Origin of the sequence: Bradyrhizobium sp. ORS 285 (assembly GCF_900176205.1) — a bacterium.
Taxonomy (GTDB): domain Bacteria; phylum Pseudomonadota; class Alphaproteobacteria; order Rhizobiales; family Xanthobacteraceae; genus Bradyrhizobium.
The window spans coordinates 946,625-969,012 of the sequence record NZ_LT859959.1; the positions used below are offsets into that span (position 1 = coordinate 946,625).

At 66.5% G+C, this 22,388-nt stretch carries 14 protein-coding genes; 7 read left to right on the forward strand and 7 right to left on the reverse strand.

Going from position 1 to position 22,388, the window contains the following annotated elements; all coding sequences use genetic code 11:
• The first annotated feature begins 43 nt into the window (after positions 1-43).
• The 3 genes from BRAD285_RS04150 (at position 44) to BRAD285_RS04160 (ending at position 5,460) form a co-directional block, all read left to right on the forward strand.
• On the forward strand, positions 44-688 hold the full coding sequence (locus BRAD285_RS04150; protein ID WP_006609374.1) for a glutathione S-transferase family protein: 645 nt from the start codon (positions 44-46) through the stop codon (positions 686-688).
• 1,116 nt (positions 689-1,804) lie between these two features.
• Positions 1,805-3,721: a hypothetical protein gene (locus BRAD285_RS36560; protein ID WP_050886728.1), complete on the forward strand. Its 1,917-nt coding sequence runs from the start codon at positions 1,805-1,807 to the stop codon at positions 3,719-3,721.
• 206 nt (positions 3,722-3,927) lie between these two features.
• Entirely contained in the window at positions 3,928-5,460 is a 1,533-nt protein-coding gene (locus BRAD285_RS04160; protein WP_050886726.1) for a hypothetical protein, read from the forward strand.
• Between the two features lies 1 nt (position 5,461).
• Here the strand turns inward: BRAD285_RS04160 and BRAD285_RS04165 are convergent, their stop codons facing one another.
• The 3 genes from BRAD285_RS04165 to BRAD285_RS04175 all read right to left on the reverse strand — a co-directional run bounded on the left by BRAD285_RS04165 (position 5,462) and on the right by BRAD285_RS04175 (position 9,075).
• On the reverse strand, positions 5,462-6,670 hold the full coding sequence (locus tag BRAD285_RS04165) for a CaiB/BaiF CoA-transferase family protein (protein ID WP_006609370.1): 1,209 nt from the start codon (positions 6,668-6,670) through the stop codon (positions 5,462-5,464).
• A 249-nt stretch (positions 6,671-6,919) separates the two neighbouring features.
• Positions 6,920-7,120: a cold-shock protein gene (locus BRAD285_RS04170; protein ID WP_006609369.1), complete on the reverse strand. Its 201-nt coding sequence runs from the start codon at positions 7,118-7,120 to the stop codon at positions 6,920-6,922.
• Positions 7,121-7,353: 233 nt separating this feature from the next.
• Positions 7,354-9,075, reverse strand: a complete 1,722-nt coding sequence (locus BRAD285_RS04175; RefSeq protein ID WP_006609368.1) for an adenylate/guanylate cyclase domain-containing protein — start codon at positions 9,073-9,075, stop codon at positions 7,354-7,356.
• A gap of 217 nt (positions 9,076-9,292) precedes the next feature.
• Between BRAD285_RS04175 and BRAD285_RS04180 the strand changes: the two genes are divergently transcribed.
• Positions 9,293-10,798 (forward strand): glycosyltransferase family 39 protein, encoded by a 1,506-nt coding sequence (locus BRAD285_RS04180; RefSeq protein ID WP_050886724.1) that lies wholly within the window; start codon positions 9,293-9,295, stop codon positions 10,796-10,798.
• Here the strand turns inward: BRAD285_RS04180 and BRAD285_RS04185 are convergent, their stop codons facing one another.
• Positions 10,799-11,830: a YcjF family protein gene (locus tag BRAD285_RS04185; protein WP_006609366.1), complete on the reverse strand. Its 1,032-nt coding sequence runs from the start codon at positions 11,828-11,830 to the stop codon at positions 10,799-10,801.
• Entirely contained in the window at positions 11,827-13,290 is a 1,464-nt protein-coding gene (locus BRAD285_RS04190; RefSeq protein ID WP_006609365.1) for a YcjX family protein, read from the reverse strand. The genes BRAD285_RS04185 and BRAD285_RS04190 overlap by 4 nt, the downstream gene beginning before the upstream one ends.
• Before the next feature lie 217 nt (positions 13,291-13,507).
• Here BRAD285_RS04190 and BRAD285_RS04195 point away from each other — a divergent pair, with 217 nt between their 5' ends.
• Together BRAD285_RS04195 and BRAD285_RS04200 are read left to right on the forward strand one after the other, a co-directional pair.
• The gene (locus BRAD285_RS04195; protein ID WP_006609363.1) at positions 13,508-14,203 is read left to right on the forward strand and encodes a hemolysin III family protein; all 696 of its coding nucleotides are present in this window, start codon (positions 13,508-13,510) and stop codon (positions 14,201-14,203) included.
• Between the two features lie 24 nt (positions 14,204-14,227).
• Positions 14,228-15,022, forward strand: a complete 795-nt coding sequence (locus tag BRAD285_RS04200) for an SDR family oxidoreductase (protein ID WP_006609362.1) — start codon at positions 14,228-14,230, stop codon at positions 15,020-15,022.
• Between the two features lie 991 nt (positions 15,023-16,013).
• Here BRAD285_RS04200 and BRAD285_RS04205 read toward each other — a convergent pair.
• Complete coding sequence (locus tag BRAD285_RS04205) at positions 16,014-17,627, reverse strand: IS1182 family transposase (protein WP_087877574.1); 1,614 nt, start codon at positions 17,625-17,627, stop codon at positions 16,014-16,016.
• A gap of 552 nt (positions 17,628-18,179) precedes the next feature.
• On the opposite strand from BRAD285_RS04205, the gene BRAD285_RS04210 reads away from it, so the two are divergent.
• On the forward strand, positions 18,180-19,859 hold the full coding sequence (locus BRAD285_RS04210) for an outer membrane beta-barrel protein (protein ID WP_244422210.1): 1,680 nt from the start codon (positions 18,180-18,182) through the stop codon (positions 19,857-19,859).
• A gap of 783 nt (positions 19,860-20,642) precedes the next feature.
• Here the strand turns inward: BRAD285_RS04210 and BRAD285_RS04220 are convergent.
• Positions 20,643-22,319: a hypothetical protein gene (locus tag BRAD285_RS04220; protein WP_244422283.1), complete on the reverse strand. Its 1,677-nt coding sequence runs from the start codon at positions 22,317-22,319 to the stop codon at positions 20,643-20,645.
• Positions 22,320-22,388 lie beyond the last annotated feature (69 nt).

Below are 22,388 nucleotides of genomic sequence, written 5' to 3' on the forward strand. Positions count from 1 at the left end.
CGACAAGCCTGGGCATCGAGAGCCGGCAATGGGAGGAGCCATCATGACCGCCGACGACACCATCACGCTGTATTATTCCCCGCAGACCCGCGCCGCCGGCGCCCGCGTCCTGCTCGAGGAGCTCGGCGCGCCCTATGATCTCCATGTCCTCAACATGAAGGCGGGTGAGCAGCGCAAGCCGGAATTCCTCGCGATCAATCCGCTCGGCAAGGTGCCGACGGTCGGCCATCGCGGAGAGATCGTCACCGAGCAGGTCGCGATCTTCATCTATCTGGCTGATCTGTTTCCCAAGGCTGGCCTGACGCCGGCGCTCGACGATCCCATGCGCGGGCCCTATCTGCGCTGGATCGCCTATTACGGCTCCTCGTTCGAGCCGGCGGTGATCGACCATTTCATGAAGCGCGAGCCCGCCCCCGTCACACAGTCGCCTTACGCCGATTACGACACCATGCTGTCAGCCCTGGAGCAGCAGCTCGCCAAGGGCCCCTATCTTCTCGGCGACCGCCTGACCGCCGCCGACATCCTCTGGGGCATCGCGCTGAACTGGACCATGATGTTCGGCATCGTCCCGCGCAGGGACGTGTTCGTGCGTTATGCGGAGCGGATCACGTCGCGCCCGGCGTTTCAGCGGGTGACCGCGGCGGACGTGGAAATGGCCGCGCAGCACCCGGCGGCGGCTGGCGGATGAGATTTCCAGTTATGAGTTGTCGCGCTCGTCAGTAAGCAGCCTGCTTCGCGACCTTGGAAGACCGCAGGCCGTAACCCTCCGCTGTCATCCCGGCGAAAGCCGGGATCCATAACCCCAGGGAGTGGTGTGTGGCAGGCTTGTCGTTGACATCTTCCGCATCATTTCGGCTGCGGCGTCTGGATCCCGGATCGGCGCCGCACCGTGCTGACGCACGGCGTGGCTTGTCCGGGACGACAGCGGAGGATGACGCGCCTGCATCGGCAACGGACTACTCAGGTGAGACGCCGACGATCTGAGTGAAGTCCCGCATCATTGCCGTCGCGCCGTAGTCCATGGACGGACGCCACGACACGACGGGCAATCCCTGCATCCCGGTCATGCGCCAACTGCCCGTCGAGCCAGTTTGTCGCACATATGCGCCTTGTCATGTCGGGCAAATCACATCGATGATCCCGGCCATCCCGCCTGCGATGAAGAGGGACGTTTCGGCCGATCGTCACGAGGCGTAGCAGCGGGGAGCGGTGGACGGATCTGACCTGGGGCTCGCGCAAGCGGGCCGGCGAGCAGGTCGGGTGCGGACGGTCAAGTCGTAGGGTCCTGGCATCCCGACGCTGATGCCCAGCGCAATGCGTGCAAGCGCATTGTCGCGACACGGTGACCAGAAAGCCCGGCGCACCGGGGAGACTACGAAGCAGCCGTAACCCCATCGCGCAGGGAAGGCCGGGTATGTCCGGCTGAGCCTGTGGTTCCTACCCCGTGCATTCTTTTCCGCACGGGGGCCGCGGGTATCAGTCGATACCCGGTCTTCCCTGCGCCCTCTGATTTCGAGGAGGGTCAATGCCGGCAGAGCTCGGGCGTATCAGCGCCGCGGGAGGATTCGTGCTGCCGGTTGCAGGAGCCTCGCCGCCGTCGCGAATCGACCAGCTGCGCAGCGGACGGGCGCACCAGCGATGAATATTCGGGCACCGCTTGCCACATCTGCTCCATGTTGTCGGCGCAAATCCGCCCCGGATGAATCCCTAAAACTCAGGTAAGCCCAGCAAAAGTAAGATTTTGGCAATCAATCAAACGCTAACTAAGGTTACCAAGGGCTGAACGTCAGCGGGAGACTTGAACGTGAGCGAGCAAAAGGCCGAACAGACCAGCCTCGGCACTGCTAGTCCTGTCGTGATCGGCGCTGAGCCGCCGCTGAAGACCTCTGCGTCCCCTGACGTCGTCGATAAGGCCGTGCCTGCCATCGCTCCGGTCGCACAGCCCACGATCTCGCCCGACCATGAGGCGCCATCGGCCGACCAGCCCGTCATGGCAGCAAACACCGCTGCGGCCGAAGCCCCGGCCTCTGAGCCCAAAGCACAACCGGTGGCCGACCCGGTGGCGGCGGTCGCCGCGGCAGACGCGCATCCGGCCACGGAGACCAAGGCCGAGGCGGTGAAGGTCGAGCCGGCCAAAACTGATGAGATCAAGACTGATGAGAGCAAGGCGGGGTCACCGCCGGTCGAGAGCGTGAAGGCGGAGGTCAGCAAGCCTGAGCCCAAGCGGCTCGACCTGGTGAAGTCCGACAAGGGCAAGTCCGAGAAGAAGGCGGAGACGGCGAAGGCCGATCCGCTGAAGCTCAATGCCGGCCAGAGCTCGTCCAGCCAGACCGCCGCCAAATCTCCGCCGACGATCCTGGACCTGATCAGGACCGAGCCGGCCAAGCCCGCGGAGCCGGTCAAGTCGGCCACCGCCGCGGGTGACCTGTTGAAGGTCGAGACGCCCAAGTTGTCGACGCTCGCGTCCAATGCGCCAAAGATCGGCCCGATGGGGACGACGACCAAGCCCGAGACGCCGGTCAAGCCGGATGCAGTGAGTAAGCCTGCGGCGGTCAAGCCGGACGTCGCCGTGAAGTCCGAAGCAGCCGCCAAGCCGGAGGCGGTGTTGAAGCCTGAATTGGCTGCGAAGCCGGAGCCGACGGCCAAGCCCGAGGTCGCGGTGAAGCCCGAGGCTGCCGCCAAGGTCGATGCCAAGGCGGACGCCAAGCGTCCTGCCGTGGAGCCCGCGCCGGTGAGCAAGGCCGGCCGGGCCGGCGCCGCCGTCGACAAGGCCACGGCTTGGGCAAAGGCCAAGCTCAAGGCCGAGCCGTTCGCATCCGATGCGGCGACCAAGCCATCGCCCGCTGCTGCCGCCATGGCTGGCGGTGCCGCAGCGGCGTTGCCGCCGAAGCCGCCTGGCAATTCCGCCTCGCGCCTGCCGGCCCCGGCCCGCCTCGGCCTGCCGGCGATGGCCGCGGTGCTGCTGCTGGCAATGGTGGTCGGCGGCGTGGCCGGTGGGCTCGTAACCGCCACCCTGATCGATCGCTCCGGTGGCAGCAGCACGGCGGAGGCGACCGGCGCTGGCGCGGCGGATCCGACGCTGAGCGCTGCGGTATCGCGCATCGACAATGAGATCGCCAATCTCAAGGCGAGCCTCGACCAGACCAACCAGACCAGCCTGGTCGAGCTCAACAAATCGGCCGAGCGTCTCGACCGGCTCGAGAAGGTGCTGGGTGAGCTTGCGACCAAGGCGTCGGGCAAGCCGAGCGAATTGCAGCGGCTGAGCGACGCCGTCGAGCGGCTGCGGGCCGCGCAGGCCTCGGCGACCTCGCAGCCCTCGACCCGCGACACCAACACGGCTTCGGTGCCGCAGGCGGTCGGAGCGATCAACGCAGCAGCGCCGCCGTCCGGCGTACCGATGCGGCAGGAGGCGAGCCGCGCCGAGCCGGCCAGGACGGAAGCGAGCACGCCGAGCAGGACCGAGCCGAGCCGGGCCGAGGCTACCCGCACCGAGACGGCGCGGGCTGAGGCGGCTCGCACAGAGGCTACCAAGCCGAAGGTCGTCGAGGGCTGGGTGCTGCGCGACGTCGGCCGTGGCGGCGCGCTGATCGAGGGCCGCGGCGGGCTGTATGAGGTCTATGCCGGCGATCCCGTCCCGGGCCTCGGCAAGGTCGATGCGATCCGCAAGCAGGACGGCCGCTGGGTCGTCTTCACCACCAAGGGGCTTGTCGTCGCGCGCTGACGGACCATCTCTTCATCCGGGACCGAATTCGGCGAGGCGCCTCACTCCGACGTGAGGCGCCTCGTCGCATAATGGCCAGACGCCGCCGCCTTTCGGCTATCTTCGGCCATTAGCAAGCCCTGCGCGCGACACGGCCGACCGCCGGCTCGCGCGATCGATTGCGGAAGAGGAGGCGCGTCGTGCGACTGTCGGTGTTGGGCCTGTTGATGCTGTGCTGCGGCTCGCTCGCACATGCAGACGAGAGCGCGCCGCTCGAACGCGGCACCGCGATTCTGGAGCCGTTCGCGTTGCGCGAGCTCGACAAGGGCGCCTTCGGTCTCGGCAAGATGCTGGCGCCTGCGGCCGCCAATGACGCGCCGCTGGCCGATGCCGCGCTGTTCGCGCTGCCGTCGATGGCTCCGGTCCGCAAGGCGCTCGATGTCGAGTTCGACCGCTATGTCGAGAAGCACAAAGCGAGCCTGCCGAACGAGAGCATCGGGGTCGGCACCTCCTACGCCTTCCAGCTGTTCGATCGCACGGTGCTGGACACGCCCGATGCGCGCTTCGTGCTCGCCGGCGTCGTCAACCGCATGGATCGCGCTTTCGTCGATCCCGAGCATTGCGGCGAGGTGCGGCTGCTCTACCGCTTGACGCGGACCACGCCGCCACCGACGCCGGCCAAGGACGGCGAGGTGGCCTCGCCGCGGCTGCCGATGACGCTGAACATCGTGCTCAAGGCGCGCAGCGACGCGGGGGCGAAAAGCAATTCGCCGAGCTGCGCCGAGATCGCCAAGCGCTGGCTGGCGACGTCGGAGCTGCAGATCACCGGGCCTGAGCTCGCGGCAAAGCTGACGGCGCCGGACGGGCCGCTGGCGCTGATCCGGCCGGAGAACATTCATCGCATCGAGACCAACCTCCAGATCGCGCATGCGCCGAAATCTCAGATCCGCGATTTCCGTACCGACTACATGATGAAGGTGTTCGACTATCAAGCTACGAGCGGCACCTTCGAGGAGGCCGTGCTGGAGGACCAGATCGACCGCGACCGGCTGCTGTCGGATGCTGCGCTGGCCGGCGAGTTCAAGGCCTGGCTGCTCGATCCCGCCCATCTCGGCGAGCTCGACCGCGGCATGGCGGTCATCCCCGACAAATTCCTGGCCAAGGTCGCGGTGGCGCCGACGCCGACAGGCTTCGTCAATTCCGACATGCTGCCGGCCTATGGGCTGGTGCAGAACGAGGCGGGCGGACCGGCTGCGGTGTTCAGCGAGAGCGACGTGGTCGGGGCGCTGGAGAAGGCGGCCGCGCAGGGCATTCAGCTCGAGACCATCCAGTCGGTCGCGGGCTTCGAGCGCCGCCTCAACGATTCCAGCTGCGGCGGCTGCCACCAGACCCGCGGCATCGGCGGCTTCCATTTCCCCGGCGTGGACTGGATGGCGGAGAAGCCGTCCAACACCGTCGTGGTGCCGGGTTCGCCGCATTTCTTCGGCGACCAGGTCCGCCGCCGCGACATCCTCATGGCTTTCGCCGAGGGCCGCACGCCGGATTTCTCGCGCGGCTTCGCCAGCCGCCCGCAGCTGCGCGGCAGCGATGAGCTCGCCGGCACGGTCTACAATGACGGCTGGGGCGGGCATTGTTATGCGAGCCGCGCTGATGCCGCCGATAACGACAAGAGCTTCTCGCGCTGGAGCTGCGCGGCGAACCTGTCCTGTCAGACCGGCCCGGCGACGCGGTTCGGCATGTGCTTCATCGCGACGCGCTAGCTCAGGCCACCGCGCCCCGTGCGCGCAAGGTCTGGATGGCCTCGTCGTCGAAGCCGGCACCGCGCAGGATCTCGTCGCTGTGCTGGCCTATGCCCGGTGGTTTGCGCGGGGCGACCTTGCGCTGGCCGTCGATGAAGATCGGGCTGTTGACGGTCAGCATGGTGTCGTTCTCGAACGGCACCAGCACCTCGTTCTCGATCATCTGCTTGTCGTTCGGAATATCGTCGAGAATGCCGACCACGCCGAACACCAGCCCGCTGCCGTCGAGGATCTTGCGCCACTCGGCCAGCGGCTTTGTCGCGAACACCGCGTCGAACTCCTGGATCAACTCCACCGAGCGGGCGTGGCGGTCGGCCTTGGTCTTGAAGCGCGGATCATCGACGAGGTCGTCGCGGCCGAAACAGCGGGCCAGGATCGGCCACTGCTTCTCCTCGTTGAGCAGCGACAGCATGATCCAGCGGCCATCCCGGCATTGGTAGTGGTTGGCCACCGCGTTCAGCGCCCGCTCGCGCGGCCGCCGCTCGACGAAGGTGGCGCCGCACAATTTGGCCTGCGCCAGCACCGACGCCGCCCACACCCCGTTCGCCATCAGGTTGGAGGCGACGTGGCTGCCCTTGCCGGTCTTCTCGCGCTGATAAAGCGCCGTGACGATCGCGCCATAAAAGGCCATCGCGCAAGGGTGGTCGCCCATGCCGGCGACCGAGCGCGCCGGCGTCGTGCTCTCGTCGGCGCGGACGAGATCCATCAGCCCGGATCGAGCCCAATAGGCGTTGCTGTCAAAGCCCGGCTTGTCGGCTTCCTCGCCCTTCTCGCCATATCCCGTGAACGACGCATAGATCAGCCGCTCATTGAGCGGCGCGAGCTTTTCGTAGGTGAGGCCGAGTTTGGCGCGGACGGAAGGAGGGAAGTTGGTGATGAAGACGTCGGCCTCACGGACAAGCCGTTGCAGCACGCTTTGCGCTTCCGGCTTCGACAGGTCGAGCGCGAGGCTGCGCTTGTTGCGGGCTTCGAGATACCATGCGTAGTTATGCTCGCTGCGCGGATAGCCCGGCAAATTCGGCAGGTTGCGATAGGGGTCGCCGGCGCCGGGGGGTTCGATCTTGATGACGTCGGCGCCGAAATCGGAAAGAACGGTGGCGGCGGCGGGGGCGGCGATGAAGCTCGCGCAGTCCAGCACCTTCAGGCCATGGAAAATGCCCTTGTCGTCCATGAGGCGTCACTCCCGTCATTGTTTCCGCGCGCTGGAATTCATCATCGGCGCGGTTCGGTGCCCATTTGACCCGGGACGGGCGGTCGAGGCAATGGCGGGGGGAGGGATGAAACTACAAACAGAGATAAAGATGTGATCAGGAGCGGTCGCCGCTCCTGTCTGGTTTCGTCATGTGAAAAATAGGCTGGCTTGAGCGAGGGGAACGTTTGCGCCGTAAAGCCGCGAGGCGGAATGGGCGCGCGTCGTTCGCTATACCTTCAAATTCTCTGCCGAGCTCCTGCCGCGGTTGGCGATCTCCTCGTATTCGATCGTCTGGCCCTCGTTGAGGGTCGTCAGTCCAGCCTTCTGCACAGCGGAGATATGAACGAAGATGTCCTTGCCCCCGGCCGCTGGCTGGATGAAGCCATAGCCCTTGGTCGGGTTGAACCACTTGACCGTACCTTTAGCCATACGTTGCCTCCGCGGGATCAATCCAGTTCGAGCCGGCGGTCCCCGCAAACCGTCAGGCCCAGATGAAAGACTACTGCGGTTGCCACAGGCTTGATAGCGCAAACAGCGGGCGCTTCTGGCCCGAAATGATCGATATCGTGGCGGCTTTGCGGCTTTTGACCGTCGCGCGCCCACCCCGCCGCAACCGTTCTCGATATGACAGCGCAGGCTGCAGAGAGGTTCAATGAGACCTCTCATGCGACAGCACTTCCGCCTGCTACGAGATCGGTGGGCTCCGCAGCGGTGCGGACCCGCATCGGCTCGGCGCGGCCGCGGATCTCGACCTCCTGCTGCGGCAGGATATCCGGACCCATCCCCGCCCGCGCGTAGACGTCGTCGGAGATGATGACCTGACAGCCGAGGGTCTTCGTCATGTCCTGCAGCCGCGAGGCGACGTTGACGGCATCACCGAGCGCCGTGAACACCATGTGGTCGCGATAGCCGATCTCGCCAACGATGACCTCGCCACCGTGAATGCCGATGCCGAAGCGGATCGGCTCATGTAGATCGTGGCTCAGGAGCTGATTGAGCTCGGCGATGTTGGCTGCGATGTCACCTGCGGCCCGGATCGCCTGGCGGCAGGCCACCTGCGGATCCGTCGACAATCCGAACAGCGCGAGCATGCCGTCGCCGACGAACTGATTGGGCTGCCCGCCGTTGCTGAGCACGGCTGCCGAGACCGCCGCAAGGAAGCGATTGACGATGAACACGACGTCGAACGGCAGCCGCTTCTCGGCAAGGCTGGTCGATCCGCGCATGTCGACGAACAGGCTGACGAGATAGCGCTCCTGCCCGATCCCGGTGCCTGGACTGCCATGCCCGCCAGGCGTCAGGTTCGGCATGAACAACTGAAAGAACGACAGATCGTCGGTTGGACGCAACTGACAGGCCAGCCGGATCGAGGGATCGTCGGCGCCGACCTGCGCCAGCACGAACGCCTCACGCGGCGATGGCGCGGGCAGGTGGCTGGAATCGCCGATCACCCGGATGCGGCAGGTCGAGCAGCGCGCGCGACCTCCGCACATGCTCGCATGCGGCACGTTGTTGCGCTGGCTGGCCTCCAGCACCGAGAGGCCCTTGGGCACCCGGATGACGCGGCCGTTGTTGTAGGACAGCGTCACCATCCCGCCGCGTCGCTCGTGCAACGCGCGGACTCCGCGAGCGGCGAGCACGATCCCGATCAGGCCGAGATAGCCGATCAGGAAACCGTTCATGATGGTCTCGAGCTTCGCCCCCTCCGCAGGTGTTCCCATCTGCTTCTGAGACAGGTTCTCGGCGCGCCATTGCGCGGTCGTGCTCACGGCGATGACGTCACGGCCGCCGCGATAGAAGCCGAGCAGGGCCAGCGTCGGAATCAGCACCGCGCAAGCGAGCAGCCACGGTGCGGCCCGCTTGTAGAACGGCTTCAGCCGCAGCCAGAAATGCAGGCCGATGCAGCCATGCGTCCATGACGTCAGCAGTGCCGTCGACATCAGCCAGAGGCGCCAGGACGGGCCGGCCCAATAGGAGTAGAGAACCTGCGGATAGAGCTTCTCATGCCCGTAGAGCGTCTGACCGAGACGGACGCCGGCGAGGTGGTTGAAGATCAGCACTGGAATGCTCAGGCCCAGCACGAGCTGCAGCGGCTCCATCGTGCTGCGGCTGAATTGCCGGCGCTGGTACAGCGCCCACACGCCGAGGCCGCCATGGGTGACAACGGCGGCATAGAACAGCACGGCCACGGGGAGAAACTGCCAGAACGCCAGATGGTAGGCCAAGCCTCCGGCGAGCGCCTGCAGGGAGATGTTGCCGAGGGCGTGGTTGAGAAAATGGCTGAGCAGATAAGTGAAGAGAATGAGGCCGCAGATCAGGCGCAGCTGGCGCACGCCGATGCCGCGTAGGGTGGTTTGCAGACGGTGGGAAATCGAGCGGGTCATGCAGTCCGTGTCGTCATGAACCGCGATGGTAGAGATTTATTCCAGAACGGCCTAGAGGGCCGGACCGCAGTGGTCCTGGAGCTTCGGGCGGAGCGTTGACTCGTCCGGCGGAGTCGAGGAAAAGCACGGCGTGACGGCCATTTCCCCAGACATCGACAGTCCCAAGTCCCGGTCCACGGGTGCCGCATGGCTGTTGGCCGCCGCCGTGATCGTCGGCATGACCGTGGTCCGCATCGTCTATGCGGGCATGCTCGATCTGCGGACCGATGAAGCCTATTACTGGACCTGGTCGAAGGAACTGCAGCTCTGCTTCCTCGATCATCCGCCGATGATTGCCTGGTTCATTCGGTTGGGCACCACGCTGTTCGGCGATACCAATCTCGGTGTCCGCTTCGCCGGCATTGTTGCCATGGGCGCGACGCAGGTCCTGCTCGGCGACATCGTTCGCCGGGTGACGCACAATACCGGCGCCGTGATCCTTGCCGTGATGCTGCCGGAAGCCGCGTTGTATTACGGCCTGCTGATGGCCAAGGTCGCGCCGGATATTGCGGCGATTCCGTTTGCGCTCGCGATGATCTGGGCGCTGGTCCTGATGGCCGAGAGCGATGACGGCCGCTGGTGGCTTGCGGCCGGCCTGTTCGGCGGGCTCGCGCTGCTGTCCAAATTTACCGTCGTCATGCTGCTGCCGGCGGTCGCAGCGTTCCTGCTGGTGCCGGCGTGGCGCACCCGCTGGCTCCTCAGTCCCTATCCCTGGTGCGGAGCGCTGATCGCGCTGATCGTGTTCTCGCCGGCGCTGATCTGGAACGCGCAGCATGACTGGGCCTCGTTTCGATTCCAGTTCGTCCGCGCCACCGCGCCGCATGATTTCTCGTGGGCGACGCTCGGCGACTATATCGGGCTGCAGCTCGGACAGGTCGGCTTCGTCCTGTTCCCGGTCACGCTCACGGCGCTCACGCTGACGGCCTGGCGCGGCTATCGCAGCCGTGAGCCCGTGGCGATCCTGCTGTCGACCGCTGTGCTGTTGCCGTTCCTCTACTTCCTTCGTAAGTCTCTCACGCTTCGCATCGGCGACACCTGGCCGATGTTCATGTGGCCGATCGGGTTCGCCGCCGTCGCGATCAACATCGTCAAGCTGCAGGAGGACGGCGCGCCGGCCTGGTTCATCCGCTCGACCATGCGCTGGGCGCGCATCGCGGTCGTCAGCGGCATTGCCATGGTCGTGCTGATCTTCCTCTATTACGTCGCGGCGCCCTGGAATTTCCTTGGTCGAACCGACCCGATCGGGGCCGAGGCGGGTTATCAGCAGGTGGCGGCGCGGGTGGAGCAGGAGCTGCAGAAGAACGGCGCCAGCTGGATCGGGACTTCGGACTATCGCACTTATGCGATGATGCGCTGGTTCTTCCGAGGGCGCGTGCCCGTGGTCCAGATCAACGAGCGCGCCCGCTTCATGGGCTTTCGTGATCCCGGCATGGATCTGATCGCGGGACATCCGGGCCTCTATGTCGTGCGCGAGCCGGACAACACCGGCCTGCTGCTCGCCGGCACCACCGCACACCGCGAACCGCTTGGCACGGTGGAGCGGAGCTGGCGCGGCCGCGTCATGGATAGCTACGCGCTGGGCAAGCTGACGGGCTGGACGCCGGAGCTGTCGCCGCCGCCGGACTCGCCGCTGTATCAATGGCGTTGGCTCGCCGGTGATCTCGACGGCACGCCGCGCGCCTGATCATTTGTCCTCGTCCTCCTGCTTGCGGAGCAGATCCTTGGCGAGATCGGCGAGCGCCGGCCGCGGCAGCGCCGCGAACGGCATCGGCCGCGTGACGTCGATGGCCGCAAGTCCAAGCCGCGCCGTGAGCAGGCCGTTGAGGACGCCTTCACCGAGCCGCTGGGACAGCTTGGCGGCGATGCCGTGGCCCAGCACCTGCTGGATCAGGCTGTCGCTCGCGGCCATGCCGCCGGTGATGGCGAGATGGGCCACGACATGGCGCAGCAGGCTGATCATGCCAAGCGCGCCGGGCCGTCCGCCGTAGAGCATGGCCAGCTGGCGGATCATCCGCAGTGAGGCGACGAACACGAACAGCACATCGATGAGCGCGCGCGGGCTGACGGCGGTGACGACGGAGACGCGCTGCGCCGCGACGGACACCAGCCGCCGCGCCTCGATGTCGAGCGGCGCCATCAGCTCGCGCTCGGCAAGCTTGATCATGTCGGCGCCATCGATGATGTCGTCGGCATGGCCGGCGAGCTCCGCGCGCGGACGTGCGAGCCTCGGATTGGCATGGGCGATCCGCAACAGCTCGGCGACGACGTCGCGGCTCTCGGCGCGATCGTCGGACAGCAGCACTGCGGCTGCGCGAGCGTGCAGCTTTTCGATCGTGGCCAGCCGCACCAGCCCGTAGGTCTCGCGGCCGATCACGGCGGCCAGCGCGACCGCGGCGGCCGCGGCAAAACCCGCGCCGACATAGCCGAGCGCCTCGCTGCGCGCGAACAGATCCTCGATCAGGCGGGTGACCCCCAAACCGAGCCCGAGCAGCACGAGACCGCCGACCGAGCCCCAGAACAGCGCGCCCCAGCGGAAGCCGCGCCGCGCCGGTAGCACGACTTCGAGCGGCACCGGCAATTGCGCGGGATCGGCCTCCGGCGTGATTTGAATGGTGCCGCGGCCGGGACGGCCGGTCTCGTCCGCATCGACCACGACGACATCGGGATCGTCGAGCCGGAAGGTCTGGGGACGACGGGGCTTGGCGCGATCGCTCATTGCAGCCGGTCTCCGATCAGGAACTGAAGGGCGCGGTCCATGCGGATATGGGGCAGAGCCGGCTCGCCGCCAGCCTCCGGAGCCAGCAGTGGCGGCCGGAAGCGCAGGAAACGGAAATCGGTCCCGTCGGCGCCGGCGCTGGACAGGCCGCGATAGGCGCCGCCCTTGAAAAGCTCCTCCGCATCGGCCGGCAGTTCCCCCGGAAACGTCGCGACCTCGGTGTTGCCGTCGAAGATCTCGCCATTGGCGCTCTCGCCGGCGGCCGGCGTGCCGAGCAGCGACGGCAGCTTGTCGCGGCCGCGCGCAACCAGCGCCTCGCGCGTCGCACGCACGGCGGCCAGCGCCACCACGTCGATCACGGCCCCGGTGCTCTCGGCGCGGGCGACGGCGCGGTTGACCGCGCGGCGCAGCACCGCTTCGAGACGATCGTGGCTGGTGTGGTGGAGATGGTCGGCCTTGGTGGCCGCGAACAGGATGCGGTCGATGCGCGGCCTGAACAATGCCGTCAGCAGATTGCCGCGTCCGACGCGGAAGCAGTCGAGGATGCCGGTCAACGCCGCCTCGAGATCATGCAGCGCCTCGGGACCGGCATTGAACGCGGCGAGCGCATCGACCAGCACGATCTGGCGATCGAGCCGCGCGAAATGATCGCGGAAGAACGGCCTGACCACGATCTCCTTGTAGGACTCGTAGCGCCGCTCCATCATTGCCCAGAGCGAGCCGCTCGGCGCCGTGCCATCCGCCGGCACGTCGAGCGGCGCGAAGGTCAGCGCCGGCGAGCCCGCGAGATTGCCGGGCATCAGAAAACGTCCCGGCGGCAGCAGGCTCATCGCAAACCGCTCATCACGGCAGGCGCGCAGGTAATCGGTGAACAGACGGGCCGCCTCGAGCGTCGCCGGCTCGTTCTCGCGGCCCTCGGCCGACAGCGTCGAAAGATGCGCGTGCCAGGCCTTGGCGACATGCGCCCGCGGCTCGCTGCGCGACAAAGCGAGGCTTTCGGTCGCCCACTGCTCGTAGCTCTTGTTGAGCAGCGGCAGGTCGAGCAGCCACTCGCCGGGATAGTCGACGATGTCGAGCGTCAGGGTGCGCTCGGCGCCGTTGGTGCGCTGGAATTCGATCACCAGGCGAAGCTCGCTGATGTCGACGGTCGAGCTCGGCCAGCGCCGCTCGGCGACCAGCGCCTTCACATGGCTCTCATAGGCGAAGCGCGGCACGCCGTCGTCCGGTTGCGGCGCGAGATAGGCCTTTGCGATGCGGCCCGAGGCGAGCGCCTCGAACACCGGCATGCGTCCGCCGCGAACGAGGTCGTGGATCAGCGCGGTGATGAACACCGTCTTGCCGGCCCGCGACAGCCCGGTGACGCCGAGGCGTAAGGTCGGGTTCAGGAAGCTCTCGCCATAATCGAGCAGGGCGCGGGCCGAGAGCCGCGCTTCCTCGACGAGATCGGAAAAGGACACCATGGGAGGAGGGGATTCGCCAGTTGAAAAGGGCGTGAGCGATTTAAAGCGATTTTTGACAGGTGGCGACGCAAAACGACGGATTCAAGCTCACATTTCCGCACCGTTTCCGGATAGAACCAGAACTTGAACGGAACGTTGACCACTGGAAACCATAATCATTGCGGCACAATTGTCCCCTGTGGCCAGCTGTGCCGGCCAGCCAGCGCCAGGTTCTGAGATGTCCGTATTTCAACTGAAGCAGTTCGCATCGACCTCCGTCCACGCCGCCACCGGGGCGATGCGGTGGAATTACGACAAGGTCGAGATCATCGCCGACGGCGTGGTCCATATCGTCGGCATCGCGGCCGGCCTGGTGGCCGCGACCGTGCTCGTGGTGCTGACCTCGATCTATGCCAGTGCCGTCGACATCATCGTCGTGTCGGTCTATGTCGCCGGCCTGCTGTCGATGCTGACCTTGTCCGCGACCTATAATCTCTGGCCGGTGTCGCCGACCAAATGGGTGCTGCGGCGGTTCGATCACTCCGCCATCTACGTGCTGATCGCCGCGACCTATACGCCGTTCATCGTTGCGCTGAAGGATACGGTGTTCTCTGCGGCGCTGCTGCTCGGCGTCTGGGGCGTCGCCATTTTCGGCATCGTGCTGAAGCTGCGCTGGCCGGGCCGCTTCGATGCGCTGTCGATCGGATTGTACCTCGCGCTCGGCTGGAGCGGCATCATGATGTACGATCGAGTGATCACGCTGATGCCGACCTCGGTGCTGGCCTGCGTGCTCACCGGCGGCATCCTCTACAGCCTCGGCGTGATCTTCCATTCGTGGCGGCGCTTGCGCTTCCAGAACGCGATCTGGCATGGTTTCGTGTTGCTGGGCGCCGGCTTCCACTATACGGCGGTGCTCGACTTGGTTCTGACATAAGAAATTCCGCGGGGAGGGCTTTGCATGCAGGTGACCGGAAAGATCGTCGTGGTCACCGGCGGAGCCCGCGGCATCGGCAAGGCGCTGTGCGAGGCCTTCGCCGGCGCCGGTGCGGCCAAGGTGATCGTGGCCGATCTCGACGAGGCCGGCGCCAAGGCGGTCGCTGACAGCATCGGCGGCGCGGCATTCAAATGCGACGTTTCGCAGGAAGCCGACATCAGCCGCGTCATCGAGGAGACCGAGCGGCAGTTCGGGCCGATCGCGCTGTTCTGTTCGAATGCCGGCATCGGCGGCGGCTTCGATCCGCTGTCGGTGAATATCGGCGGCACCTCCGATGAGCCATGGGCGCGCAGCTGGGCGATCCACGTCATGGCTCATGTCTGGGCGGCGCGGCATCTGATCCCGCGCTACAAGGCGCGCGGCGGCGGGTATTTCCTGAACACCATCTCGGCTGCGGGCCTGCTGTCGCAGGTCGGTAGCGCGCCGTATTCCACGACCAAGCATGCGGCGGTGGGGTTCGCCGAGAATCTCGCGATCTCGCACAAGGCCGACAACATCAAGGTCTCGATCCTGTGCCCACAGGGCGTCGACACCGACATGCTGCGTTCGATCCCGAAGGGACCGCAATCCGGTGACGGCGACCTTTCCCCGGAGCAGGTCGCGCAGGATGTGCTGAAGGGCCTCGCGGAAGAGAGCTTCCTGATCCTGCCGCATCCCCAGGTGCTCGGCTACATGCGCAAGAAGACCGAGAACTACGACCGCTGGCTCGGCGGCATGGCCAAGATCCAGGCCAGGATGCGGGAAGAGTTTGGTACGTAGGGCGGCGGTCCTTGTCAGCTGAGGCTGACGGCGAACTCTCTCCACGTTCTCCGCTGTCGTCCCGGCGAACGCCGGGACCCATAACCCCAGGGAGTGGTTTGAGGCACTCACGTTGACCATCTCGCCCAACACGTCCGCCGCGGGGTATGGATCCGGCGTTCGCCGGGATGACGGTGAGGAGATGTTGGGTGCCCACCATGCATCTGCCCACGCGGTGCGAATGGTGGGCACGGCGCGCGAGACAGCGGAGTTTGTTGTAAGCGGCATGCAAGCGCCTTTGCCCACCCTACGGCTCATCTCCCGATCTCCAAGCGTGGAGTGAGCGCGTAGGGTGGGCAAAGCGGCCGCCCGTAGGGCGGTTGCGTGCCCACCGTGCATCTGCACATTCGGCGCGAATGGTGGGCACGGCGCGCGAGACAGCGGAGTTTGTTGTCATCAGCATGCACGCGCCTTTGCCCACCCTACGGCAGCGTCACTGAGGCGGCGTGATTCACATATCGAACAGCTCATAACGTGATCCCGCATCCCCGCGGCGCGTGACGCCCGAGCTTTGCGACTAACAAGTCCCCTCGATCAATCGAAGGGCGCAGGGAATGCCGGGTGACGGCGTCACCCATGGCCCGCCTGCGGAAAAAAATGCAGGCGGCAGGTACCACAGGTGCAGCCGGGTCAGCTCGGCATTCCCTGCGCGACGGTCTTAACGCTTATATCGCGCTCTCCTCGGTGTCCGGCTTGTAGCCACCGTCGGTCATGCGATGCATCTGCATCGTCACGACCTTGACGCCAGCGTCGGGGCGCCAGGACCACGCGACTTCACGTCCGCAAGAGCTTCGTTCGTCCGCACCTCCGTCAGGAAGCGCTGCGAGCTCTCGCGGCCATCGCATCCCCGCCTCGCGTGTCGTGACGATCGCGCGCAACGCCCCTTCGAGTGAGGCGGGATGCGCGGAAACATCGTCCTGATTTGCCCGACGAGGCTGGGCAAGAATCCAAATTAGGAGGCTAGGAGGGCTCGGCGCGGTGCGACTTCGAGCCATAGCCGTATCATCGTCCAGTTTCGTATCAAGGCAAGCGGAATCGCCTCTCGTGCGGCGTTGGCCTCGGCAGAGGCGGCGTGTTGAGCTGCAATAGCCCACGCGGTGATGCGGGCGAGGAAGTCGTTCAGGCCGAGAATGTTGAGGACGCGGCTAAAGTTGTAAGAGAGCGCCATGAGGCTCCATTCCCCGCGAACCTTGTCGAAGCTGCGGACGAGGAAATGCTGATACCCGGCGCGGCACTTGAGTGTGCCGAACGGATGTTCGACGAGGGCTGAGCGGCGACGCATCAGCTGGCCAGCCTGTTCGCTCGCCATTCTCTGGCGGTGACGATCCAGCACCTCCTCGTGCTCCCACCGAGAGACGTTGCGGCTTTTGGCCTTCGCGGAGAGGCAAGACGCCTTGAGGGGGCAGACGCTGCAGGTCGGCACTGAGCCCAGGTAACGGCGTTCCATTCTGCCGCTCGTATTCTTCCAGAGCTTCTTCGTGGGATGCAGCGCCTGGCCTGCGGGACACCGGTAGGTGTCGGTTGCGGAATCGTAGGTGAAGTCAGCTCGCGTGAAGCGCGTGTGCTTCTTGCCATTGCCGTGATGCAGCGGGACATAGGCGGTGATGCCATCATCCTCGCAAGCCTTGATATCCTCGCTGTTGTAGTAGCCGACATCGGCCAATATCTGCAGCGACGAGACCTCCAGGTTCTCCTTGGCCGCTATCGCCATCATATGCAGGTGTCGGACATCGCTGCGATTGACGACCTCGCTGGCGACGATCAGCTTGTTCTTGTCGTCAACGACGCTCTGGACGTTGTAGCCTGCAATCGTCTGATCGCCCTTGCTCAGCAGCCGCGCATCGGGGTCGGTCTTCGACACCTGTCCCTTGTCGTTTTTGTCAAGGTTCTCCAGATCGGACTGAGCGCGCTCACGCCGCGCCATCAGTTCCTTGATCCTGTCCCCGACATCGCCGCCGCCATTGCCATCCTTGCCGTTGTCGGGCCGCTTGGCTTCTGCTGCATCGTTGGTGTCGAGGGACTTGCCGTACGCCTCGATCTCCTCATCGAGCTTGGCGATCTGTTTGGCGAGCTTCCCGCGCGTGAAGATGCTGTCCTTGCTGGCATTGCCGTGGAATAGCGCCCCGTCGACCGCGACCAGGGTCCCGCCGATCAGATCGAGTTCGCGAAGCAGCAGCACGAAACTGCGGTTCGCGGCCTTCAGGGCCGCCCAGTTCTCCTTGCGGAAATTGGCGATCGTCCGGTAGCCGGGCTTGAGAGACTTCAGCAGCCAGATCAGTTCCAGATTGCGGCAGGCTTCACGCTCCAGCCGGCGTGATGACCGGATCTGGTTGATATAGCCATACAGGTACAGCTTCAGCAGATCGGACGGGGCGTATGGCGGCTGTCCCGCTCCCGCCGCGCGCCGGTCGGCGTGCCGAAATCCAAGCTTGGCAAGGTCGAGCGCATCGACATAGCCATCGATCGCACGAACCGGATTGTCCGCAGATACGTAATCCTCGATCCGCGGTGGAAACAGGCTGGCTTGCTCGCGGCTCTCACCGCTCTTGAACGGGCGATTCGTCATAAGCCGAATCGTACATCCCGCCACGCAAAACGCCCGAGATTCTTGCCCAGCCTCGACACGGCAAGGCCACCCGGGTGCGACACTTTAACTCGACGGGCAATTGCGGCACGGCTGATATGCAGCGTCTGCCCGTCGTGCAACGCGGGCGCTTGCAGTAGAGCGCATGTCGGCCGCGCTGCAGCCGCCGTGACAGCCCAATTTCGACGGGATTTTGCTCACCTCCGCCGGTGCGCGAACGGAGCAGCCTTCTCGTCGGGTGCTACCGACTAATTAGTCGCTGTCCTCAGGCGGACCGCTGGCCGCCAGCCGTTCGTCATGCCTCGCGACTTGCGATGGCTTCTCATTATCGCCTGAAACTTCCCCAGCTCGGCAAAACTTCCGCCGACCTTTGCCGGTTATTTCCAAGGCGGGGGAGCCGTCGCGCGGATGCGCAGCGTGTCATCGCGGCAGCGCCTCTGCCCCAGTTGATTGCGTGCTCTCGAATCCGGCTTTGCCTTGCAAGCTCATTCACCTCACAAGACCGGCGCGTTCGCGGTACGGACGAAGCGGCTCATGGTGACGCGAACCCAGCGCGGGGTCACGCTCGCGCTCGTCGAGGTGCTGCTTCTGGCGGTCATGGTGGCCGATCCGGCAGCCGCGCAGCAGACCATCAAGGCCAAGCCGACCGATGTCGTGCCCGGACGTGCCGATCGCCTGTTCTTCCGCCACATCACCGCACGCAGCATCTACTACAACGTTCCGCGGATCGCGACCGACAGCCGCGTTCTCATGATGCGTCAGGATCCGCGCGGCATCAGCGCGCTGCTGCGTCCCGTGCGCGAGGCCGGCGCACCATCCTTGGCGGCGCCGGGCAAGGGGACGCCGCCCGGCAGCTTCGCGTTCGGTCCCGCGGCGTTTCAGCCGGCCCGCGGCACGGCGCTCGCAGGTGCGCAGCCGGTGAGCCGGGCCGCAGCGGCATCGCAGGCCGCGCCGAAGCAGATCGCGGCAGCGGCGGCGCCGCCGGCCGGACCCGAGCCGACCGTGGCTGCGGCGCAGCCTGCGGCCGTGCTGCGCAATCGCGACGTCCTACCCGAGCGCAATCTCGATACGGTGAAGCCGCAGCCGGTGACGCCGGACGCGAAGCCCTATGAGCCGACGGGTGTCACGGTCGGATCGTTCCTGGTAAAGCCCGCGGTCGAAATTCAGGCCGGCTACGACACCAATCCGACCCGGCGCAACGGCGGACCCGGATCACCCGTGGCGATCGTCGCCACCGAGGTCTCGGTGCGCTCGCAATGGGAGCGGCATCAGCTCAACGCGGATGTCCGCGGTGCCTATACCGAGGACACCAATGTCCGCTCGCTCAGCCATCCGACCTTCGAGGCTAGGGCGCAAGGGCGCTACGATGTCACCGAAGGGACTGCGCTTACCGGCGAGGCGCGCTTCGTCAACGATGCGTTGGCGCTGCCGGGCGCACTGAAGCTGCCGCGCGCCACGACCTTCGGCGGCAGCGCCGGCGTGCTGCAGAAGATCGGCCCCACTGAGATCGCGTTCAAGGGATCGGCCGACCGCGTCGTCTTCAACGATGCGATGATTACGGCCAACGTTCCGCTGCGGACGCAGGACCGCAACTACACCCAGCCGGGCACGCAGGTCCGCGTCACCTACGTGCTGACGCCGACCATCTCGCCCTTCATCGACATGAGCTTCGACCGTCGCAATCATGATCTGCAGGTCGACTTCAACGGCCAGCGCCGCGACTCCACCGGCATCGCCGGGCGCGCGGGCGCCGTCGTCAACATGGGATCGCTGACCGGCGAAGCATCGGTCGGCTATCTGACCCGGCGCATGGACTCGCCGATGATGCCGAACATCAACGGCGTCATCGCGGATGCGACCTTGGCCTGGGCCGCGACCGATACGACGACCTTCGTGCTGGTGGCGCGCTCGCAGGCCTCGGAAACCCCGGCGATGAACGTCTCCGGCATCCTGTCGCGCGACGTGATCCTGCAGATGGATCATCAGTTCGAGCCCTGGCTGATCGGCACGCTGCGCGGCGGCTACGGCCAGGATCAGTTCGTCGGCATCGGCCGGGTCGACCAGCGCATGTTCGTCGCCGCCGGCGGGCTCTACAAGCTGAACCGCAACGTTCAGCTCAAGAGCGAGCTGCGCACCGAATGGACCCGCTCCAACATCCCGCTCAACAATTTCATGGCCGTGGTCGGCCTCGTGGGCGTGCGCTTCCAATATTGAGCGGGCGCGGACGCGGCACCGCCGGGGTGGCTGGCCGTCATCGCGCCCCTCTCGTGGCGAGCGAAGCTCGAAGCATTGACGTCGGGTCTCGATGATCTTGCGGAGCGGGCCGAATTAGTTTGTCGCCAGAGAGGCTGCACCTCCCGTGCCGCGGCCCCTCACCCCGACCCTCTCCCCGTGAAGAACGGGGAGAGGGAGCGCACCGTCATTGCGGCAAGGGCTCGTGGTCTATTGAGCTTCGGGATGTTAGTTGATCTCACGATCCTGGCCGGCACGGGCGCTGCAAACCTCTCCCCGCTTTTTGCGGGGAGAGGTCGGATTGCGCAGCAATCCGGGTGAGGGGCATGGCAGATCCGGAGCTCCGAGTCCGGTCCGACGGACGGGCACAACGGCTCCATATCACGTGGCTAGCATTGAATGCGGGCGCGACCGTCGCGCGGAGCCGGTAGAATTAGTTTGTAGCAGAGAAGTAGCACCGCCCGTGCCGCTGCCCCTCACCCCGACCCTCTCCCCGTGAAGAACGGGGAGAGGGGGCGCACCGTGCGCGTCGCGATCAGGGCGCAAACAAAAAAAAGAGCCCCGCAGGGGGCGGGGCTGGAGGCAATGCATGTCGGCGGATGGGGGGCCGGGGGCGGGTCCCGCGACGGGGTGAGGTCAAGTCCCGTCGCATGATCCGTGATCCCCGGCCGGTCGGCATGCGGCTGGTGATGGCCTTGTTGTCGTTGTCGGGGCCGCGCCGTCCCCCCGGGAGCAACCGGGACGGCGGCGCGGACCGCCGGGGCCTTACTGCTCGAGCGCGGCCAGCGCCGCGTTGCCGATCTTCTGCGCCTCGGCCCAGGCGGCCTGGGTCGCCTGCTGCGCGGCGGCGTAGCCGGCCTGGATCTGCTTCTCGGCTGCCTCCCGCAGCGCTCCCTCCTGCTGCTCGCCGGTCGCGCGCGCCTGGGTGAGCGCCTGGTTGTCGGCGTTCAAGGTGGCGTTGGCGGCGTTGAAGGCGTTGGCGGTGGTCTGCGCCTTGGCTTGCGCTGCCGCCAGTGCGGCCTGGTTGGCGGCGTTGTTGGCGCGCTCGAGCACTTCGGCCGCCTCTTGCGCGTCCTGCTTGGCCTGCTGCGCGGCCTGGCGGGCCTGCTCCAGGGCCTGCCGGTCGGCATTCACCTTCTGCTCGGCTGCCTCGACCGTCGCATCGATCACGCCGATCTTCTGGTTCAGCGCGGCCTCGACCGTCTTCTGGTTCGCCGATGCCGCGGCGTTGGCGGCCTGGGTCTTCTGCTGCGCGACCGCGCGCGCCTGCTCGCCGGTCTTCAGCGCCGCCTGCAGCGCGGCCTGCTCGGCCGCTTCATTGGCCTGCTGGTTGTTGTTGTTATTGTTGTTGTTGCCGTTGCCGGCCGCCGCGCCGCCGCCATTGTTGGCATTGCCGCCATTGCCGGCGGCCGCGCCGCCGCCGTTGTTGGCGTTGCCGGCGGCCTGACCGGCCTGCTGACCGGCCTTGGCAGCGGCTTCCGCCGTTTCGCGCGCGGTGTCCTTGGCGGCGTTGGCGGCTTCCTTGGCCTCGTTGGACACGTCGATGTCCTTGTCGAGCTTCTGGAAGGCCGCCTGCAGCGCGGCTGACGCGGTGGTTAGCTTCGCGGCAGCCGCGGTGGCCGCGGCCTTGTTGGCGGCGGTCGGATTCTTCTCGGACTGTTCCTGCGCCTCGATCGCGGCGCCCTTCGCGGTCTGCTCGGCCTGACGCGCGGCATCGATGGCCTTGCGGTCGGCAGCGACCTGAGCCTCGGCAGCAGCGGCCTTCTGAGCTGCGGCGGCCGCAGCGGCGTTGGCCTTGGCGACGGCGTCGTTGTTCGCCGCACCGGCGGCAGCGGCAGCCTTGGCCGGGGTTGCGGCGGCGGCTGCCGGGGCCGCGGCGGCCTTAGCGACGGCGACGGTGGTCGTGGCTGCAGCCGGCTTGGCCGCGGTACTGGTGGTCGCCGCAGCGGCGGCCTTGGCGGTGCCGGTGGTGGTCGTTGTTGCCGCTGCGGCCGCCGGCTTGGCGACCGGGGTGGGGGTTGCGGCGGTGGCAACGGTGGTGGGCTTGGTCGCGGTGCCCGTCGTCGTGGTCGGAGCTGCGGCCGCGGCAGTCTTGGCCGCGGTGCTCGCCGCAGCGGCGGCGGCGGTGGTCGCGGCCTTCGCGGCGGCGTTGGCTGCCGCCTTGGCGGCGGAGTTGGCAGCGGCATTGGCGGCTGCCTTCGCAGCGGCATCAGCCGCGGCCTTTGCGGAAGCCTTGGCAGCGGCGTCCTGCGCGGCCTTGGCAGCCGCTGCGGCAGCAGCCTTGGCGGCCGCATCCTGCGCGGCCTTGGCGGCGGCCTTTGCGGCAGCCTCCTGCGCGGCCTTCGCGGCTGAGTTGGTCGTGGCCGAGGTGGCGAGCGCGGTCGTCATGGCCGCCTGCGCCTGGGCCTGATGCGGCACGGCCGCCATTGCGAGCGCGGACATGAGGGCAAGCGCGCTGACGTGGCGATAGAGGTCGGTTCTCGATGTCGCCGTTTGAGGGTTTGTCTTTTC

Excerpts from the sequence above, each read along its gene's own strand:
- BRAD285_RS04150 (WP_006609374.1), top strand. The coding sequence starts at position 44 with ATGACCGCCGACGACACCATCACGCTGTATTATTCCCCGCAGACCCGC.
- BRAD285_RS04160 (WP_050886726.1), top strand. The coding sequence starts at position 3,928 with ATGCTGTGCTGCGGCTCGCTCGCACATGCAGACGAGAGCGCGCCGCTC.
- BRAD285_RS04165 (WP_006609370.1), bottom strand. The coding sequence starts at position 6,670 with ATGGACGACAAGGGCATTTTCCATGGCCTGAAGGTGCTGGACTGCGCG.
- BRAD285_RS04170 (WP_006609369.1), bottom strand. The coding sequence starts at position 7,120 with ATGGCTAAAGGTACGGTCAAGTGGTTCAACCCGACCAAGGGCTATGGC.
- BRAD285_RS04175 (WP_006609368.1), bottom strand. The coding sequence starts at position 9,075 with ATGACCCGCTCGATTTCCCACCGTCTGCAAACCACCCTACGCGGCATC.
- BRAD285_RS04180 (WP_050886724.1), top strand. The coding sequence starts at position 9,293 with ATGACCGTGGTCCGCATCGTCTATGCGGGCATGCTCGATCTGCGGACC.
- BRAD285_RS04185 (WP_006609366.1), bottom strand. The coding sequence starts at position 11,830 with ATGAGCGATCGCGCCAAGCCCCGTCGTCCCCAGACCTTCCGGCTCGAC.
- BRAD285_RS04190 (WP_006609365.1), bottom strand. The coding sequence starts at position 13,290 with ATGGTGTCCTTTTCCGATCTCGTCGAGGAAGCGCGGCTCTCGGCCCGC.
- BRAD285_RS04195 (WP_006609363.1), top strand. The coding sequence starts at position 13,508 with ATGTCCGTATTTCAACTGAAGCAGTTCGCATCGACCTCCGTCCACGCC.
- BRAD285_RS04200 (WP_006609362.1), top strand. The coding sequence starts at position 14,228 with ATGCAGGTGACCGGAAAGATCGTCGTGGTCACCGGCGGAGCCCGCGGC.
- BRAD285_RS04205 (WP_087877574.1), bottom strand. The coding sequence starts at position 17,627 with ATGACGAATCGCCCGTTCAAGAGCGGTGAGAGCCGCGAGCAAGCCAGC.
- BRAD285_RS04210 (WP_244422210.1), top strand. The coding sequence starts at position 18,180 with ATGGTGACGCGAACCCAGCGCGGGGTCACGCTCGCGCTCGTCGAGGTG.
- BRAD285_RS04220 (WP_244422283.1), bottom strand. The coding sequence starts at position 22,319 with ATGTCCGCGCTCGCAATGGCGGCCGTGCCGCATCAGGCCCAGGCGCAG.